We start from the raw sequence: 17,068 nt of genomic DNA, 5'->3' as shown, positions 1-17,068 counted from the left end.
GACCTATGGCTGATTCTCTGTCGATTCCCGCCGTGGGTCAGACCACTCCATTTGTCGAGATCGACCGCGCCGAATGGGCCGCCCTGGCTCCAGCCACCCCGCACCCGCTGCTCGAAACCGAGATTGTACAGTTGCGGGGCCTCGGCGAGCCGCTTGACATCACAGAGGTCACCGAGGTCTACTTGCCGCTCAGCCGGCTGCTCAACCTCTATGCCGCGGGCTATCACAACCTGCACCGTTCGACCAGCGCATTTTTGGGTGAGAAGGCCCGCAGCACACCCTTCGTCATCGGTGTCGCCGGCTCAGTCGCGGTGGGCAAGTCGACCATCGCGCGGCTGCTCCGCGAACTGCTCGCCCGGTGGGAAGACACCCCACGCGTCGAACTCGTCACCACCGACGGTTTTCTGCTGCCCAACCGCGAACTCCTGCGCCGCGGCATCATGGAACGCAAAGGTTTTCCCGAGAGCTACGACCGCCGTGCCCTGTTGCGCTTCGTCAGCGCCGTGAAGAGCGGTGCAGAAGAGGTACGCGCACCCTTCTATTCTCACCTCAGTTACGACATCGTGCCCGACGCGCAGATCGTGGTGCGCCAGCCCGACATTCTCATCGTCGAAGGTCTCAACGTTCTGCAGCCGCCCGCGGCGGGCAACAACCTCGCCGTCAGCGACCTGTTCGACTTCACCATCTACGTCGATGCCCGTACCAGCGACATCGCCCACTGGTACGAAGAGCGGTTCTTGAAGCTGCAGCGCGGCGCATTCGCCAACCCCAGCTCGTATTTTCACCGCTATTCGAGCCTCACCGAAGACGAGGCCCGGCACACCGCCCAAACGATCTGGGCCTCGATCAACGAGCCGAACCTGCTGCAGAATGTACTGCCCACCCGTTCGCGCGCCACCCTCGTGCTGCAGAAGGGCGCGAATCACGCCGTACGCCGAGTTCTGCTGAGAAAGCTCTAGCAGCACACCGCACGACCAGGTCGGGGTGGCACCCGAACCCGAACTGCCCGGCCGACTAGACCGTGGGCTGCAGCGCCAAGCGTGTGCGCACGACGTCAGCGAGCCTCTCGGCGATGCGGTCGGCCGTGGCCTGGTCTGCCGCTTCGACCATGACGCGCACCAAGGGCTCGGTTCCGGATGCCCGCAGAAGCACTCGGCCCGACTCACCCAGTTCGTCGGTGGCGACCTTCACCGCCTCGGCGACCACCTCATCGGTCGACGCCGCATCACGGTCGACGCCGCGCACGTTGATGAGGGTCTGCGGGTACACCGTCATCACCGAGGCCAGTTCGGCAAGGGTCTTGCCCGTCGCTGCCATGTGGCTCACCAGCTGCAGCCCCGTGAGAATACCGTCACCCGTCGTGGCGTAGTCGCCGAAGATGATGTGGCCCGACTGCTCTCCGCCGAGGTTGTAACCGTTGGCATTGATCGCCTCGAGAACGTAGCGGTCGCCCACCTTTGTCTCGAGCATCCGGATGCCCTTCTCGGCCATCGCTACGCGAAGCCCGAGGTTGCTCATGACCGTGGCCACGAGCGTGCGGTCTTTCAACGCACCTCGCGCATCGAGAGCCGTAGCCAGAATGGCCATGATCTGGTCACCGTCGATGATGGCACCCGTGTGGTCGACAGCGAGGCAGCGGTCGGCGTCACCGTCATGGGCGATGCCCACGTCGGCCCCGAGTTCGAGAACGGTGTCGATGAGGGCCTGCATGTGGGTCGAACCCACACCGTCGTTGATGTTGTCGCCGTCGGGGTCGTTGCCCATGACGGTGACGGTCGCACCGGCCACAGTGAAGACCTCGGGCGAGACGCCCGCTGCAGCTCCATGAGCGCAGTCGAGTACCACGTGAATGCCGTCGAGCGGGTGGGGAAGAGTGCCGAGAAGGTGCACCACATAACGGTCTTCTGCGTCGGCGAAACGCCGGATGCGACCCACGTCTCGGCCGAGCGGCGCGAGGAAGGGCCGGCTCAGCGCGACTTCGATCTGCTCTTCGATCTCGTCGTCGAGCTTCTTGCCGGCGCGAGCAAAGAACTTGATTCCGTTGTCAGCGGCAGGGTTGTGCGAGGCCGAGATCATGCAGCCGAAATCGGCGTCGAAATCAGCGACAAGGTACGCAGCAGCGGGGGTCGGAATCACCCCGGCGTCGTAAACATCGACCCCAGAACTGGCAAAACCGGCTGCGACCGCTGCGGCGATGAAATCACCGGAGGTACGCGGGTCTCGTGCGAGAACCGCCACTGGTCGACGCCCGGCAGCACGTGCTGGGGCTCCGAGCACCACTGAGGCGGCCTGGGCTACGCGAAGGGCCAGATCTGCCGTGACATCTCTGTTCGCGAGCCCACGCACACCATCGGTGCCGAAAAGGCTAGGCATAGACGAAGTCTAGACGCGAGAAGCGGTGGGCAGTGCCAAAAGTCACGGCCCACCCGCCTGCTAGCGCTTCGAGAACTGAGGAGCCTTACGAGCCTTCTTGAGACCGGCCTTCTTGCGCTCTTTCACGCGTGCGTCGCGGCTCAGGAAGCCGGCCTTCTTCAGGATTGCGCGGTTGTTCTCTTCGTCGATCTCGTTGAGGGCACGAGCGATGCCGAGGCGCAGTGCTCCGGCCTGGCCCGAGGGGCCGCCACCCGAGATCTTGGCGATGACGTCATAGCTGCCGAGCAGGTCGAGCAGCTTGAACGGGTCGTTGATCAGCTGCTGGTGCAGCTTGTTCGGAAAGAAGTTCTCGAACTCGCGGTTGTTCACCGTGATCGAGCCGGAGCCCGGCGTGAGGCGCACGCGGGCGATGGCCTGCTTGCGACGGCCGACGGCTGCGCCGCCGACACTGAGAACGGGGCGAGTCGCCTGAGGCGCCTCGACCGTGGGGGTCTCGGTCGAGTAGCTCTCGGGAGCTACGTCAATCTGATCTGAAATCTTCGCCACTTTGGTTACGAATCCTTTGTCTAAAGTCTGTTGGAGGTGACCGGCGAGCGCTACTGCGCGACCTGGTCGAACGTGTAGGGAACGGGCTGCTGAGCAGCGTGAGGGTGCTCAGTGCCGGTGTACACCTTGAGCTTGGTCAGCTGCGAACGGCCGATCGAGTTCTTGGGCAGCATGCCGCGGATCGCCTTTTCGACGGCGCGGGTGGGGTTCTTCTCCAACAGCTCGGCGTAGGTGACCGCCGAGAGGCCGCCCGGGTAACCCGAGTGGCGGTAGGCCTTCTTCTGCAGCGCCTTCGAGCCGGTCAGTGCGACCTTCTCGGCGTTGATGATGATGACGAAGTCGCCACCGTCGAGGTGCGGGCTGAAGGTGGGCTTGTTCTTGCCGCGAAGGATGATCGCTGCGTGGCTCGCAAGGCGGCCCAGCACGACGTCAGTCGCATCGATGATGACCCAATTGCGAACGAGTTCGCTCACTTTGGGAGAATAGGTACGCGTCACAGTGATAGTGCTTTCTTGGTCGAAATGAGGTGTTCGTGAAATCCCGCTCCGTGGCAGGTTCTGCACCGCAAGAAACGGGCGAACGTGCCGGTGGAGGGCTCAACTTCGGGCGGCACAGATTGCTGATGCACACCAAAGGTCGAGACTAGCCTATTTCTGCCACTCTCGCCAGTCGCTGGGCGGCGACGGCCTCGCGGCTGCGGCGTGCGCGCGTCTCCTCTGCTCGCCGCGCGAGGCCTGCGGCATCGGGGTAGCCCACCTCCATCAGAGTCAGCCCTCGAGCCGGCATCACTTTGAAGGCGCTGGTGCGCTCGAGCGCCTCGCGGAGCCCGACCACCTCGGCAACGCCGAGCCGCCCCTCACCCACAGCCACAGACGCCCCCACAAGAGCCCGCACCATGCTGTGACAGAACGCATCGGCTGTCACAGTGGCAGAGACCACACCGTCGGCGTCCCGCTTCCATTCGAAGTACTGCAGAGTGCGGATGGTCGTGGCGAACGGCCTCGGCTTGCAGAAAGCTGCCCAGTCGTGCAACCCCAGCAGTTCGGCGCAGACCTCCTGCATGGCATCGATGTTCAACACCTTCGTCGTCCATGCCGTGTTGTGCCGGGTCAGCGGATTTCGAGCAAGCAGCGTGTCGGCGATGCGGTATTCGTAGTGCCGCCAGAGCGCCGAGAAGCGGGCATCGAACCCTTCGTCGGCCACCGAGGTCTGGCGAACGACAATGTCGGTGCGCCGCCCCAGCACGCCATTCACGCTGAGGGCGATGCGGCTCACCTCGATCTTCGAGGCCTGCTCGGCCGTCAGATCGAGGTGAGCCACCTGGCCACGGGCATGCACTCCGGCATCAGTGCGCCCCGCCACGACAAGGTTGGGCAGCTCGCCGAGCCCCGAGTAGAGAGCCTTCAGCGCCTTCTCAACCTCGCCTTGAACCGTGCGGAGCCCCGGCTGGCGTGCCCACCCGGCGAACTCGGTGCCGTCATACGCCAGATCGAACCGTACCCGCACTGCCCTGAACCTCTCAAACAGCGACCGATTCGCCGTCGGCCGGAAGTGTGTCGAAAATACGACATGCAAAGTCGTCGGTGTCGACAGTACCAAGCCCCAGCAGCGTTTCTGTTCGCAGAATACCCGGAAGCTCAGGAATGCGGTCGAGAATCAGTTCGCGAAGATGGCCCTGGTCAGCGATACGAAAACGCGCAGTGAGGTCGTATCGGCCCGTCACAACGGTGAGCTGCTCGAGTTCGACCATCGCGGTGAGCGCGTCGACCACCGCCTGGCGGTCTTGCGCGGGCCGCAGGGTGAGATTGACGATGGCGACAACGCCGAGGCCCAGGCGCTCCCAGTCGATGGCGACCGAATACTGCTTCACCACCCCGGTTCGCTCGAACCGTGCCAGGCGCTCCGCCACGGCCGGGGGTGACATACCGACTTTTCGGCTGAGCGCCCGCTGCGACTGTCTCGAGTCACGCGACAGCTCGCGCAGCAGTGCGATGTCTCTGCTGTCGAGGTCTACCTCGGGCTGCTCGAAGCGCGCGCCGACATAGCTCGAGAACGGATTACGTTTTTTCATTGATACTCCACGATTGGCCCCGAGCTTTCATTATGTGAGCATTCGTCGCCTCATGCGGCAACAAAAAACCCCGGTGGCCACAACGGGCTACCGGGGTTTCAGTGAAGCGTGAGCTTCGGGCGCTGCTACTTGGCGTCGTCAGCCTTCTCAGCGGCGTCTGCCTCGACCTCGGCGGCCTCAGTTGAGGGCGCCTCGTCGGCGATGGGCTCGCTGGTCTCGACCGTGTCGGTCTCTTCAACGGGCACTTCGGCGTCGGCTTCGGCCACGACGGGCTCGTCGACCGACACAGCGGGCGCGGCGGCAGCCGAGCTCGTTGCACGGGTCGAGCGCACCTTCGGGGTCACGGGCTCGAGAACGAGCTCGATCTGCACCATCGAAGCGTTGTCACCCTTGCGGAAACCGAGCTTCGTGATGCGGGTGTAGCCGCCCTCACGCTCGGCGACCAGGGGGGCGATCTCAGTGAAGAGCTCGTGAACGACGCTCTTGTCACCGATGGTGGCGAGAACCCGTCGACGAGCATGCAGGTCGCCGCGCTTGGCGAACGTGATCAGGCGTTCGGCCACGGGGCGAAGGCGCTTGGCCTTCGTCTCGGTGGTCTTGATGCTCTTGTGCGTGAACAGGGCCGCAGCCAGGTTCGCAAGAAGCAGGCGCTCGTGCGCCGGCCCGCCGCCGAGGCGGGGCCCTTTAGTGGGGGTAGGCATTTCGTATTCTCCAGTGAGTGAGTCGTGAATCAGTTCGGCCGGGGCCGAAGCGAAGACAAGTGGGGGTTAGATGTTCTCGTCGTCGTAGCCGCCGTAGAAGTGTGCACCGTCAAAGCCGGGCACAGTATCTTTCAGCGACAGACCAAGCTCAACGAGCTTGTCTTTGACCTCATCCACGGACTTCTGACCGAAGTTACGGATGTTCATGAGCTGGGTCTCGCTCAGCGCAACGAGCTCGCTGACCGTGTTGATACCCTCGCGCTTGAGGCAGTTGTACGAACGAACCGACAGATCGAGGTCTTCGATCGGCACGGCGAGTTCGCTCGAGAGCACGGCGTCGACAGGAGCCGGGCCGATCTCGATGCCCTCGGCAGCAGTGTTGAGCTCGCGCGCCAGACCAAACAGCTCGGTCAGGGTGCGACCAGCCGAGGCAATCGCGTCGCGAGGCGTGATGGCCGGCTTGGTCTCGACATCGACCACGAGGCGGTCGAAGTCGGTGCGCTCACCGGCACGAGTTGCCTCGACGCGGTAGGTGACCTTGAGCACGGGCGAGTAGATCGAGTCGATCGGAATCTGACCGGCTTCGCTGAACTCGCTGCGGTTCTGGGTCGACGAGACGTAGCCGCGGCCACGCTCGATGATGAGCTCGAGCTCGAACTTCGCCTTGTCGTTCAGGGTGGCGATGACCAGCTCGGGGTTGTGGATCTCGACGCCGGCAGGAGCAGAGATGTCGGCGGCCGTGACCTGGCCCGACGCGTGCTTGCGAAGGTAGGCCGTGATCGGCTCGTCGTGCTCGCTCGAGACGACGAGGCCCTTGATGTTCAGGATGATCTCGGTGACGTCTTCTTTCACACCGGGGATGGTGCTGAACTCGTGCAGAACGCCGTCGAGACGGATGCTCGTGACAGCCGCTCCCGGGATCGACGAGAGCAGGGTGCGACGAAGGGAGTTGCCGAGGGTGTAACCGAAGCCGGGTTCGAGCGGCTCGATGACGAACCGCGAACGGAACTCGGAGATGTTTTCTTCTGTGAGCGTTGGACGCTGTGCAATAAGCACTGTTGATTCCTTTCAGCCAGGTGTCCGCTATATGACACCCGCGTTTGCGAGGTTTTGAGTTTTCGAAGGTGAACGGCCTCAGCGGCGTGACGCAACCAGTGCGTCACGCCGCTGGGGCACGAAAGGAATCGGTTATACGCGGCGACGCTTGGGCGGGCGGCAACCGTTGTGCGCCTGCGGGGTGACGTCGTTGATCGAACCCACCTCGAGGCCAGCGGCCTGAAGTGAACGGATCGCGGTCTCGCGGCCCGAGCCGGGGCCCTTGACGAAGACGTCGACCTTCTTGACACCCTGCTCCTGCGCCTGGCGGGCAGCAGACTCGGCAGAGAGCTGCGCGGCGAACGGGGTCGACTTGCGCGAACCCTTGAAGCCGACGGTTCCTGACGAAGCCCAGCTCAGCACTGCGCCCGACGGGTCGGTGATGGTCACGATGGTGTTGTTGAACGTCGACTTGATGTGGGCCTGGCCCACGGGAACGTTCTTCTTCTCTTTACGACGCGGCTTACGAGCGGCCGATTTTGGTGCTGCCATGATGTTCTCCTAAAACGTTTATGGCGATGCCTCAGCTGAAACCCGGGCGGTGGCCCTGGGCGACAGAAGTGTTGGCTATCGGGCCTTCTTCTTGCCTGCAACGGTGCGCTTCGGGCCCTTGCGGGTGCGAGCGTTGGTCTTGGTGCGCTGGCCGTGAACCGGAAGGCCGCGACGGTGGCGAATACCCTGGTAGCTGCCGATTTCGACCTTGCGGCGAATGTCTGCTGCAACCTCGCGGCGGAGGTCACCCTCTACCTTGTACTCGCCTTCGATGTGCTCGCGGAGTGCAAGCAGCTGCTCGTCAGTGAGGTCTTTGACGCGAACGTCGCCCGAGATTTCGGTGTCGGCGAGGGTTTTGAGGGCCCTCGTGCGGCCGACGCCGTAGATGTACGTAAGTGCGACCTCCACGCGCTTTTCGCGCGGAATGTCTACTCCTGCAATACGTGCCATGGTGGCATGCTCCTGTTAGTGAGTGGAGGTCTGTAGCAGTGCCTGTGCCGCGGCCTCCAACCGCGGGTGTCCCCCGACCGCCTCTCGCGAGACAGCCAAGTTTCTGGCCCTGCTATCTGTGCTTGCTGTTTGAGAAGCGACAGGCGCTTCTCAAAACCTTTGTTTCTGCTGCTTAGCCCTGGCGCTGCTTGTGGCGCGGGTTCGACTTGCAGATGACCATGACGTTGCCGTTGCGACGAATGACGCGGCAGTGCTCACAGATCGGCTTGACGCTGGGGTTGACCTTCATTGTTCTTTTCCTATCGCTGTCTTCGTACTGGCCGTGTGCGGCCAGCCGTTACTTTCCAGCGCTCGTTACTTGTAGCGATAAACGATTCGGCCCCGGGTGAGGTCGTAGGGGCTGAGCTCCACGATCACGCGGTCCTCAGGGAGGATGCGAATGTAGTGCTGTCGCATCTTGCCCGAAATGTGGGCAAGAACTTTGTGTCCGTTGGTCAACTCAACACGAAACATCGCATTGGGAAGAGCCTCGACCACTGCGCCCTCGATCTCGATGACACCGTCTTTTTTTGCCATAACTCGCTAACGTATAAGTAATTGATTGCTGGTCGTGCGTTCGATGTCGGCGCGCTGAAACAGCCCCGAGACACCAAAGATCGAGCCTAGCACAAAAGCGGGTGTATATTACCCGCGCTTATGCGTTCGACTGCACCGACACGACGACGCGCCGTACCATTTCGAAGAGCGGATGCTCAGCACCGAGACCGGTGATGCGTTCCGTCGCCTCGGCGGCGCCCAGTGTCGCCAGAATGCCCTGCAACTCGACGGCCTCTTCGTCACCGGCAAAGTCAAACCGCAGTGCAGCACGCACGGCTTCGAGCAGCGCTACGGGTTCGACGCCGCGTTCGGCCAGCTGCGAAGCCGGCCCGATGAAGCGTTCGGTGCGGCTGAGCTTTCGAAGCGGCGCGCGGCCGACCCTGTCGACCGTATCGGGCAGGTACGGGTTGGCAAAGCGCGCGAGGTTCTTCTCGAGGTACGTCTCTTGCACCGCCTCGTTGAACTCGTGCTTCTCGACGAGCAGATCGCGCGTCTCGTGCAAGACCGCCTTCACGGCAGTGAAGATCTCGGGAACGCTGATTGCTTCGGCGATCGTTGCCACACCGTGCTCGTAGCCCAGGTAGGCCGTCGCTGCGTGGCCGGTGTTCACGGTGAAGAGTTTGCGCTCGATATACGGCGCCAGGTCGGGCACGAAGTGAGCTTCGGCGATCTGGGGCACGGCGCCGCCGAACGGCGGGCTCTCGATGGCCCACTCGAAGAAGTCCTCAACGGTGACGTCGAGCCCGGCATCCGGAGCCTGACCGGGAACGATGCGGTCGACGGCGGTGTTCGCGAAGATCGCTTTCGCCTCGACCTCGGCGAAGGCGTCGGCACCGAGCGAGGCCACGATGTGCCCCCGCAGAGCATCCGTTGCGTTGATGGCATTCTCGCAGGCCATCACCTGCAGCGGCGGCAGGTCAGCCGAGCGCGCCTGCAGTGCCCGCCCGATGACTGGGGCGACGAAACGCAGGATGTTCGGGCCCACGGCCGTCGTCACGATGTCGGCTGTGGCGATCTCGGCCACCACCTCGGCCTCGTGTGTCGCACTATTGAGGGCGCGATAGTTGTCGACCGTCCACGTGCGGGGCGACATGCCCACCTCGAACACCTGATAACTGGTGCTCGAGGCGAGCGCATCGATCAGCTCCGCGTTGACGTCGGCGAAAACCACTTCATATGCGGCGTTGTGCAGGATCAGCCCGACAAACCCTCGACCGATGTTTCCTGCTCCGAAATGAACGGCTTTCACGTGGTGCTTCCTTACTTGGGTGGTTGTCAGTCTTCGTTAACCTGCGACAGCAGCGCGTAGATCGCTTCGTCGCTCGGCGCGTGCAGCAGCTTCTCGACCTCGTCTTCATCGCTGAAGATGATGGCGATCTTGCTGAGCAGGTCGAGGTGCCCGCCGTCTTTGCCGGCGATGCCGACCACGAAGCGCACCTCTTCTCCATTCCAGTCGATCGGTTTGGAGTACCGCACGAACGAGAGCGCTGACGCGAGAATCTCGTCTTTGCCCTCGTTCGTGCCGTGCGGGATAGCCAGGTAGTTGCCCATGTACGTCGAAACCGAGGTTTCGCGCTCACGCATCGAGGCGAGATAGCCGCCCGAAACCGCGCCGGCTGCCAGGAGTAGATCGTTCGCCTCGGCGATCGCCTCATCCTTGGTTTTGGCCGTTCCGTTGATCTTGATCGACGTGAGACTCAATACGTTTTCGCTCATGAGAACTGTGACTTCCTCTATCCGGCGTTTGTTACGCCTTTTCCGTTTCACTCTGACGCTGCAGCAGCGCGACGATCTCGTCGTACTTCGGGCTCGACATGAAGTTGTCGACCGAGAAGTGCTCTGCACTCGGCGTCTTCTCCCTGGCCCGCGCCGTCAGATCCTGGTGTGTGATCACAAGGTCGATGTCGTCGGTCAGGTTGCTGATCGCCTTATTCACCACAGTAACGTCAGCGATGCCGGCCTTCTTGATCTTGTTTCGAAGAACCGAGGCACCCATAGCGCTCGAGCCCATTCCGGCGTCGCAGGCGAACACGATGTTGTGCACGGCTGCCCGGCCCTGTGCCTCTTGGCTGCGCTGAATCTCTTCGACCGTGTCGGCACCGGCATAGGTACCAACGTTCAGAAGGGCATCCTTCTCATCGGCGAGCCCGTCGGCCTGCAGGCGGCCGAGCACGGAGCTCGCCTTGCCCTTGTTGGCCTCGGTCTGGGCGATGGCGGCGCTCAGGTCACCAGCGTTCTCGCTGGCCAGATCGCGCTTGCGGCTGGCCCGCAGAATGATGCCGGTGACGATGAACGACACGGCGGCGGCAGCTATCACCGAGAGAATGACGCCCACATAACTGTCAGGTGCCGTCTCTATCAGAATGGCGAAGATCGACCCAGGAGACGCAGGAGCCCGCAGACCGGTGTGAAAGATCACGTTGACGAACACGCCGGTCATGCCACCGAGAATCGCGCCGATGATGACGAGGGGCTTCATGAGAACGTACGGGAAGTAGATCTCGTGAATACCACCCAGGAACTGGATGATGATGGCGCCGGGAGCACTCGACTTCGACAGGCCGACACCGAACAGCGCGAACGCCGTCAGAATGCCGAGGCCGGGGCCGGGGTTGGCCTCGATGAGGAACAGAATCGACTTGCCCGACTCCTGCACCTGCTGCACGCCCAGGGGGGTGAACACGCCGTGGTTGATGGCGTTGTTCAGGAAGAGCACCTTTCCGGGCTCGACCAGTATCGATGCGAGCGGCAGAAGGCCGGCGCTGACGAGCCAGTTCACTGCGGTCTCGAGGGCGTTGCTGAGGCCGGTGATGACCGGGGCGATCAGGTAGAACGCACCGACGGCCAGCAGGGCACCGAGAATACCGCCCGAGAAGTTGTCGACGAGCATCTCGAAACCGGGGCGGATCTTGCCGGCCCACAGCTTGTCGACCTGCTTCATGAGCCATGCTGCGAGCGGGCCCATGATCATGGCGCCGATGAACATCGGAACCGAGCTGCCCACGATGACACCCATGGTGGCGATGACCGCGATCACGCCGCCTCGGGTGCTGTAGATCATCCGGCCACCGGTGTTGGCGATGAGCAGTGGCAGCAGGTACGTGATCATCGGGCTGACGAGCCCGATGTTCAGCGTGCCGTCAGCACTCGGGAACCCACCGATGGCCGGCACCAGAATGCCGAACTGGGCAAGCCAGCCGGTCTGGATGAACACGGCGGTGATGAGGCCCCACGCGATGAATGCCGCGATGTTGGGCATGATCATGCCGCTCAGGAAGGTGCCGAATCGCTGAACCGCGACGCGCCCGCCTCCCTTGGTGGCGGGCGCACTGCCCGCCGCTGGTTGTGACAACGTTGTCATTGCCTCTCTCCTTTTCTGACTCTGTGAGTGTTGGTGGTGCTGGGTTGGGTGATGGATGCTCGGGCGCACACGCGCGCCCCGCTAGGTGTCACGTTGTGCGGCCTGCGCCTCGAGTACCGCAGCTCGGGCTTCGAAGGCCGAATTGGCGGCGAGCGCGGTGAGCGCGAACGCCTTCGCCTCGTCAAGGGTGTGAAGCAGAAGCTCGGCGCGTACATCTGACAGCGCCGCGGGCGACATCGACAGCGTGGTCACGCCGAGACCCACCAGAACGACCGCGAGCAAAGGGTCGGCCGCGGCTTCACCGCAGACTCCCACCGGCTTGCCGAGGGTCTGGCCGGCGCGGCCGACCTCGCCCACCAGGCGGAGAACCGCAGGGTGCCACGGGTCTTGGAGCGCGGCGACCGAACCGAGCAACCGGTCTGCGGCGAGCGTGTACTGGGTGAGGTCGTTCGTACCGATGCTGGCGAAGTCGGCATCGGCGAGGATGCGGTCGGCGAGGAGGGCGGCCGACGGCACCTCCACCATCACGCCGAGCGTCTTGAGCCCGAGTTCGCGGCCGAGGGCGGTGAAGTACCGCGTCTCCTCGACCGTCGACACCATCGGAGCCATCACCCAGAGGTCAGCCTCGGTTTCGGCATCGGCGTTGGCGAGGGCTGTGAGCTGGTCGCGCAGAATCTGCTCGTTCGCACGCAAGGCCCGCAGCCCGCGAAGACCGAGCGCCGGGTTCTCTTCGGCTGAGTCGTTCAAGAAACTCAACGGCTTGTCAGCGCCGGCATCGAGCGCCCTGACGACGACCTTCTTGCCGGGGAACGCAGCGAGCAGACGGGTGTACTGCTCCTGCTGAGCTTCTACCGTCGGCGCCGACTGCGCATCGAGAAACAGAAACTCGGTACGAAAAAGGCCAACCCCTTCGGCGCCCTTCGCCACGGCGTCAGCCGCTGCGTCGGCCGAACCGAGGTTTGCCAGCAGCGGGATGCTCGTTCCGTCGGCCAAGGCACCTGCGCCTGTCGGCGCGGCCGGCCGGGCGAGGCGTTCGGCGCGGGTCGTCTCTGCCGCCGCCACTTCGTCTGCACTGGGTGCGCTCGTGACGGTTCCGGTCGAGGCGTCGACGATGACCGTCTCACCCTCGGCCAGCTCGAGCGCCCCAGAAACGCCCACGACGGCGACAATGGCCTTGTCACGGGCAAGAATGGCGGTGTGCGAGGTGGGGCCACCATCACTCGTGATGAGTGCCAGAACCTTGTCGAGGTCGAGCAGCGCCGTGTCGGCCGGTGCGAGATCACGGGCGACCAGCACGAAAGGGTAGTCGGGGTTGGGGATGCCCGGCGCCTTCACTCCCTGCAGGTGCGCGACGACGCGCTGCGACACATCGTTCAGATCGGTCGCCCGCTCCCCCATGTAGCCGCCCATGTTCAGCAGCAGGTCGCGAAAACTCGCGAATGCCTCGTACACCGCACGCTCGGCAGTGAGACCGGTCTCGAGGCGCGCCTCGACGTCGGCCTCGAGGGTCGGGTCTTCGGCCATGAACGCCTGCGCCTCGAGCACGTCACGCGCGGCGCCGCCGGCCCGAGCGCCACGGTCACGAATGTCGACGGCGGTGGCAGCAAGGGCAGTGGATGCCCGGGTGAGCTCAGCCGCTGCGGTGAGCGTCGAGGCAGTGGTGGCCGGTTCTGGCAGAGGATCGGGCATCCGGAGCACCCGGCCGACGGCCAGGCCGCGACCGATGCCGGCGCCGTGCAACCGGGCCGTGAGAGTGTGAGTCGACATGGTGTGCTCGCTACTCGGCGTCGAGGTCGCGCTCGAGCATGCCGACGAGGTCATCGAGCACGCTGGTGGCCTCGGCGGAATCGGTGCTGAGGGTGACCGTGTCACCGTTCTCGATGCCGAGCGAGATGACGCCCAGAATACTTGCCGCGTTCACAGCCTTGCCTTCGGCCTTTGCGATGGTCACTTTCGCACCTGATTTGGCCACGGCCTGGGTGAAGAGTGAGGCCGGCCGCGCGTGCAGGCCGTGCGAAGAGGCGATCAGGGCGGTTCGTTCGGTCATGACTGTTCCTTGAATGTTGACGGGGCAGGGGCGAATGAAGCGGGGGCCGGCAGCAGCAGTGAGACGGCGAGGTCGAGGGCACTGTTCTGGCCACCCGCGCTGAACACGGTTTCGGGCAGGAGCGCCGCCCGAACGCCGTGCAGTGCCGCCGTATCGCGAAGCGCTTCGAAGTCGGCGGCGAGGTGCGGCCCGACCAGGAGTGCGTGAATGCCGGCGAGGCTCGAGACGAGAGTGTCTTGGCTGGCGGCAGTGATGGTGACCTCGAGGTGGCGCGATGTGGCGGCTTTGCGCATGCTGTGCGCGAGAAACGTGCTCGACGCTCCGGCGCCGCACACGACAAGAATGTTCTTCACGTCTCTCGCCTCCTTGCGCGATCGTGCTGGGCTGCCTTTCGGCCACCCGAAGTTCTCTGTACAGATGTAAGTGTCTTCGCTTGGGGCGCGGGCTTCCACCACAAAAATTTCCGCACCCGCGGAAACCTGCTTAGAGTTACCCCAATGACTGATCGACGCCAGCAACTCCTCGACTATCTCGCCGGCTCTGACGGCTGGGTCAGCTCGGGCCAGCTTGCCGACCGTCTGGGCGTCACCACCCGCAGCGTCAGAACGTACGTCACTTCGGCCAAATCGGCTGCCGAACCGCTCGACATCATCAGTTCGTCGGCGGAGGGTTACCGGCTGAACCGCACCGCCTATGCGGCGTTCGTCGCCGCCCGTGCTGTCGCCCGCGGGTCGGTTTCGAGCAGTGAGAATGAGACGCCGAAAGACCGGTTGGCCGTCATCGTTCGGCGGCTCATCGACGCGGCCGACGGTCTCGATGTGCACGAACTCGCCGACAGCCTCTTTGTGAGCGAGTCGACCATCGAAGCAGACCTCCGCAAGGCGAAGACACTGTTCGACGAGTCGGCCCTCACCGTGGCCCGACAGGGCAGCCGCGTCACGGTCGCCGGTAGCGAGCAGAGTCGTCGCGGCCTGATCAGTCGGCTGTTCAGGGCAGAGAGCGTTCGGGGTTTTGTCGAAGTCGACAGCATTCAGACCGCGTTCGACTCTGAGAACCTGAAGACGTTCAAAACCGATCTGATCGCGCTGCTCGATGGCGCCGGCTACTTCGTCAACGAGTACGGTCTCGACAGCGTGCTGCTGCATGTGGCGATCGCGGTCGATCGCATCTCGAAAGACCGCTTTCTCGAGTCGGCGACAACGACAGGATCGGCTACAACGACAGGTTCGGCGACAGCGACGGGATCAGCGACGGCGCCTGAGCGCGGCGACCTGGCTGAGGGCATCCTGACCCTCGTCGACCGCCACTTCACACTGTCACTGCCCGACGCAGACCTCGACCACCTCGTGCTGCTGCTCACCACACGAGTCATCACCCCGGGGCACGATCTGCCGATCGACGCGCAGACCGACGAACTCGGTCTCACCGACGATGTCGCGTTCATTCGCCAGGTCGCCCGGCAGGCCAGCGAGCAGTACCTCATCGACCTCGACAACGATGAGTTCACCGTGCGGCTCGCTCTGCACGTGCGCAACCTCGTGGCTCGGGCGAAGGTGAGCTCGTTCTCGCGAAACCCCATGACCCGCTCGATCAAGAGCTCGTACCCGATGACCTACGAACTCGCAGTGTTCATCGCCAGCGAGATCGCCCGCAAAGAGTCGATCACCATCAACGACGACGAGATCGCGTACATCGCACTACACGTGGGATCGCACCTCGAGCGGCAGGCCCGACGCGAAGAGATGGTCACGTGCACCCTCGTGTTTCCGAACTACTACGACATCCACCTCATGATGCTGCGGCGCCTCGAGCGGGCGCTCGGCGATGACGTGCGGGTCGACAAGATCATCACGCGAACCGACATCGATCGCTCAGCGATCAGCACCGATCTGCTCATCACCACGGTGCCGACCCTCGCGCTCGGCGACAACGCCGTGTTGGTTCAGCCGTTTCTGACCGACACCGACATCGACAACGTGCGCAAAGCGGTGAGCCGGGTTCGCCGGGTTCAGCGGCGCACGCAGCTGAAAGACAGCCTGCTGCTCTACTTCAGCGAAGAACTGTTCGTTCGAAACCTCGAGGCACCCGACGAGTTCGCCATGATCCAGCAGCTGGGGTCACGCCTGCTCGAGCAGGGCATCGTCGATCAGGGCTACATCGACGCCGCTCTCGACCGTGAGCGCATGTCGTCGACCGCCTTCACCGACTCGGTGGCGGTGCCGCACTCGATGCTCATGACGGCAAATTCGACCGCCATCGCCATCGCCGTGAACGAGACCCCGGTGCCGTGGGGCGAGAACAGGGTGAATGTCATCGCTCTCGTGGCGTTCAGCAACGCCGGCCGCAGCTCGTTCCAGACGATTTTCGACCAGTTCGTCGAGGTCTTCTCCGATCACGACGACGTTCAGCAGCTCATCAAGGGGTCACTGACGTTCACGTCGTTCATCGAAGAACTCGTGCACCTCATGGACTCCTGAACCCGCTCGTCAGGCTGATCTGCCTCGTCAGGCCGGGCGCACCGGTGTGATGCCGAATGCGGCGAGACCGGATGCCCCACCGTCGGCAGCCGTCAGCACCCAGATTCCGTCGCGGTGCACCGCTACGGAGTGCTCCCAGTGCGACGCCATACTGCCGTCGGCTGTCGCCACGGTCCAGTCGTCGTCTCGGGTGATCGTCTCGATGGTGCCGGCCGTGATCATGGGCTCGATCGCCACCACCAGACCTGGCTTCACCTCAGGGCCCCTCGCACGAACCCGGTAGTTGAACACCGGCGGCTCTTCGTGCATGCTGCGCCCGATGCCGTGACCGATGTAGTCGGTCAGAATGCCATAGGTTCCCTGCGACTCGACGAAGTCTTCAATGGCCTCGCCGACCTCATTGAGATACCGCGCCACAGCAAGCCGGGCGATGCCGTGCCACAGCGAACCTTCGGTCACGTCACTCAGGTTCTGGCGTGCGGCGACCATCTCGGGCCTGCTCGCGTCGGGAACCACCACCGTGATCGCAGAGTCACCGCTCCAGCCGCCAACGTCGGCTCCCGAGTCGATCGACACGATGTCGCCGGGTTCGAGCGGTCTCGAGTTCGGGATACCGTGCACGACATCGTCGTTCACCGAGGCGCAGATGGTGTGCCGATACCCCGGCACCATCTTGAAGTTCGAGACCCCACCCAGGGCATGGATAGCCGCTTCAGCAATTCCGTCGAGATCGAGAGTGGTCACGCCCGGGCGAATCGCAGCCCTGACGGCGTCGAGAGACGCCAGCGTGACGAGCCCGGGTTCGACCATCAGGCGAAGTTCAGCCGGCGACTTGTAGAACGACTTGCGAAAGGCCAT

Annotated in this window: 20 protein-coding genes; 2 read left to right on the top strand and 18 right to left on the bottom strand. The window is 63.7% G+C overall.

Going from position 1 to position 17,068, the window contains the following annotated elements; all coding sequences use genetic code 11:
• Positions 1-5: 5 nt before the first annotated feature.
• The gene (coaA, locus tag D4765_RS04875; RefSeq protein WP_136641132.1) at positions 6-959 is read left to right on the top strand and encodes a type I pantothenate kinase; all 954 of its coding nucleotides are present in this window, start codon (positions 6-8) and stop codon (positions 957-959) included.
• A 55-nt stretch (positions 960-1,014) separates the two neighbouring features.
• Here the strand turns inward: coaA and glmM are convergent, their stop codons facing one another.
• The 17 genes from glmM to D4765_RS19120 all read right to left on the bottom strand — a co-directional run bounded on the left by glmM (position 1,015) and on the right by D4765_RS19120 (position 14,086).
• The gene (gene glmM / locus D4765_RS04870; protein ID WP_136641131.1) at positions 1,015-2,373 is read right to left on the bottom strand and encodes a phosphoglucosamine mutase; all 1,359 of its coding nucleotides are present in this window, start codon (positions 2,371-2,373) and stop codon (positions 1,015-1,017) included.
• A 60-nt stretch (positions 2,374-2,433) separates the two neighbouring features.
• Entirely contained in the window at positions 2,434-2,919 is a 486-nt protein-coding gene (rpsI, locus tag D4765_RS04865; protein WP_136641130.1) for a 30S ribosomal protein S9, read from the bottom strand.
• Between the two features lie 50 nt (positions 2,920-2,969).
• On the bottom strand, positions 2,970-3,416 hold the full coding sequence (gene rplM / locus D4765_RS04860) for a 50S ribosomal protein L13 (protein WP_136641129.1): 447 nt from the start codon (positions 3,414-3,416) through the stop codon (positions 2,970-2,972).
• A gap of 145 nt (positions 3,417-3,561) precedes the next feature.
• On the bottom strand, positions 3,562-4,425 hold the full coding sequence (gene truA / locus D4765_RS04855) for a tRNA pseudouridine(38-40) synthase TruA (RefSeq protein ID WP_136641128.1): 864 nt from the start codon (positions 4,423-4,425) through the stop codon (positions 3,562-3,564).
• A 13-nt stretch (positions 4,426-4,438) separates the two neighbouring features.
• Positions 4,439-4,990, bottom strand: a complete 552-nt coding sequence (locus tag D4765_RS04850) for an Lrp/AsnC family transcriptional regulator (RefSeq protein ID WP_136641127.1) — start codon at positions 4,988-4,990, stop codon at positions 4,439-4,441.
• A gap of 125 nt (positions 4,991-5,115) precedes the next feature.
• Positions 5,116-5,691 carry a 50S ribosomal protein L17 gene (rplQ, locus tag D4765_RS04845; protein WP_136641126.1) on the bottom strand — a complete coding sequence of 192 codons (576 nt, stop codon included), beginning with the start codon at positions 5,689-5,691 and terminating at the stop codon, positions 5,116-5,118.
• Positions 5,692-5,757: 66 nt separating this feature from the next.
• Complete coding sequence (locus tag D4765_RS04840; RefSeq protein WP_116283869.1) at positions 5,758-6,747, bottom strand: DNA-directed RNA polymerase subunit alpha; 990 nt, start codon at positions 6,745-6,747, stop codon at positions 5,758-5,760.
• Positions 6,748-6,879: 132 nt separating this feature from the next.
• A complete protein-coding gene (rpsK, locus tag D4765_RS04835; RefSeq protein ID WP_136641125.1) occupies positions 6,880-7,278 on the bottom strand; it encodes a 30S ribosomal protein S11 in 399 nt (132 codons plus the stop codon).
• 75 nt (positions 7,279-7,353) lie between these two features.
• Entirely contained in the window at positions 7,354-7,728 is a 375-nt protein-coding gene (gene rpsM, locus D4765_RS04830; RefSeq protein WP_136641124.1) for a 30S ribosomal protein S13, read from the bottom strand.
• Between the two features lie 172 nt (positions 7,729-7,900).
• A complete protein-coding gene (rpmJ, locus tag D4765_RS04825) occupies positions 7,901-8,017 on the bottom strand; it encodes a 50S ribosomal protein L36 (protein ID WP_104242511.1) in 117 nt (38 codons plus the stop codon).
• Between the two features lie 65 nt (positions 8,018-8,082).
• Complete coding sequence (gene infA / locus D4765_RS04820; protein WP_022883252.1) at positions 8,083-8,304, bottom strand: translation initiation factor IF-1; 222 nt, start codon at positions 8,302-8,304, stop codon at positions 8,083-8,085.
• Between the two features lie 118 nt (positions 8,305-8,422).
• On the bottom strand, positions 8,423-9,574 hold the full coding sequence (locus D4765_RS04815; protein WP_136641123.1) for a mannitol-1-phosphate 5-dehydrogenase: 1,152 nt from the start codon (positions 9,572-9,574) through the stop codon (positions 8,423-8,425).
• A gap of 26 nt (positions 9,575-9,600) precedes the next feature.
• On the bottom strand, positions 9,601-10,041 hold the full coding sequence (locus tag D4765_RS04810) for a PTS mannitol transporter subunit IIA (RefSeq protein ID WP_136641122.1): 441 nt from the start codon (positions 10,039-10,041) through the stop codon (positions 9,601-9,603).
• Between the two features lie 31 nt (positions 10,042-10,072).
• Complete coding sequence (locus D4765_RS04805; protein ID WP_136641121.1) at positions 10,073-11,686, bottom strand: PTS mannitol transporter subunit IIBC; 1,614 nt, start codon at positions 11,684-11,686, stop codon at positions 10,073-10,075.
• Between the two features lie 81 nt (positions 11,687-11,767).
• On the bottom strand, positions 11,768-13,453 hold the full coding sequence (ptsP, locus tag D4765_RS04800; protein ID WP_136641120.1) for a phosphoenolpyruvate--protein phosphotransferase: 1,686 nt from the start codon (positions 13,451-13,453) through the stop codon (positions 11,768-11,770).
• A gap of 10 nt (positions 13,454-13,463) precedes the next feature.
• Complete coding sequence (locus tag D4765_RS04795) at positions 13,464-13,733, bottom strand: HPr family phosphocarrier protein (RefSeq protein WP_136641119.1); 270 nt, start codon at positions 13,731-13,733, stop codon at positions 13,464-13,466.
• A complete protein-coding gene (locus tag D4765_RS19120) occupies positions 13,730-14,086 on the bottom strand; it encodes a PTS sugar transporter subunit IIB (protein ID WP_161580358.1) in 357 nt (118 codons plus the stop codon). The genes D4765_RS04795 and D4765_RS19120 overlap by 4 nt, the downstream gene beginning before the upstream one ends.
• Positions 14,087-14,230: 144 nt before the next feature.
• Between D4765_RS19120 and D4765_RS04785 the strand changes: the two genes are divergently transcribed.
• Positions 14,231-16,210: a BglG family transcription antiterminator gene (locus D4765_RS04785; protein WP_136641118.1), complete on the top strand. Its 1,980-nt coding sequence runs from the start codon at positions 14,231-14,233 to the stop codon at positions 16,208-16,210.
• 27 nt (positions 16,211-16,237) lie between these two features.
• Here D4765_RS04785 and map read toward each other — a convergent pair whose 3' ends face one another.
• The gene (gene map / locus D4765_RS04780; RefSeq protein WP_136641117.1) at positions 16,238-17,068 is read right to left on the bottom strand and encodes a type I methionyl aminopeptidase; all 831 of its coding nucleotides are present in this window, start codon (positions 17,066-17,068) and stop codon (positions 16,238-16,240) included.

It is taken from the genome of Subtercola vilae, assembly GCF_004923255.1.
GTDB lineage: Bacteria > Actinomycetota > Actinomycetes > Actinomycetales > Microbacteriaceae > Subtercola > Subtercola vilae.
Note: the sequence above shows the minus strand (reverse complement) of the source record. Positions and strands in the feature narration are given on the sequence as shown.

Coding starts and splice junctions, on each gene's coding strand:
- coaA (WP_136641132.1), top strand. CDS start 6: ATGGCTGATTCTCTGTCGATTCCCGCCGTGGGTCAGACCACTCCATTT.
- glmM (WP_136641131.1), bottom strand. CDS start 2,373: ATGCCTAGCCTTTTCGGCACCGATGGTGTGCGTGGGCTCGCGAACAGA.
- D4765_RS04850 (WP_136641127.1), bottom strand. CDS start 4,990: ATGAAAAAACGTAATCCGTTCTCGAGCTATGTCGGCGCGCGCTTCGAG.
- rplQ (WP_136641126.1), bottom strand. CDS start 5,691: ATGCCTACCCCCACTAAAGGGCCCCGCCTCGGCGGCGGGCCGGCGCAC.
- rpsK (WP_136641125.1), bottom strand. CDS start 7,278: ATGGCAGCACCAAAATCGGCCGCTCGTAAGCCGCGTCGTAAAGAGAAG.
- rpsM (WP_136641124.1), bottom strand. CDS start 7,728: ATGGCACGTATTGCAGGAGTAGACATTCCGCGCGAAAAGCGCGTGGAG.
- rpmJ (WP_104242511.1), bottom strand. CDS start 8,017: ATGAAGGTCAACCCCAGCGTCAAGCCGATCTGTGAGCACTGCCGCGTC.
- infA (WP_022883252.1), bottom strand. CDS start 8,304: ATGGCAAAAAAAGACGGTGTCATCGAGATCGAGGGCGCAGTGGTCGAG.
- D4765_RS04810 (WP_136641122.1), bottom strand. CDS start 10,041: ATGAGCGAAAACGTATTGAGTCTCACGTCGATCAAGATCAACGGAACG.
- D4765_RS04805 (WP_136641121.1), bottom strand. CDS start 11,686: ATGACAACGTTGTCACAACCAGCGGCGGGCAGTGCGCCCGCCACCAAG.
- ptsP (WP_136641120.1), bottom strand. CDS start 13,453: ATGTCGACTCACACTCTCACGGCCCGGTTGCACGGCGCCGGCATCGGT.
- D4765_RS04795 (WP_136641119.1), bottom strand. CDS start 13,733: ATGACCGAACGAACCGCCCTGATCGCCTCTTCGCACGGCCTGCACGCG.
- D4765_RS04785 (WP_136641118.1), top strand. CDS start 14,231: ATGACTGATCGACGCCAGCAACTCCTCGACTATCTCGCCGGCTCTGAC.
- map (WP_136641117.1), bottom strand. CDS start 17,068: ATGGCCTTTCGCAAGTCGTTCTACAAGTCGCCGGCTGAACTTCGCCTG.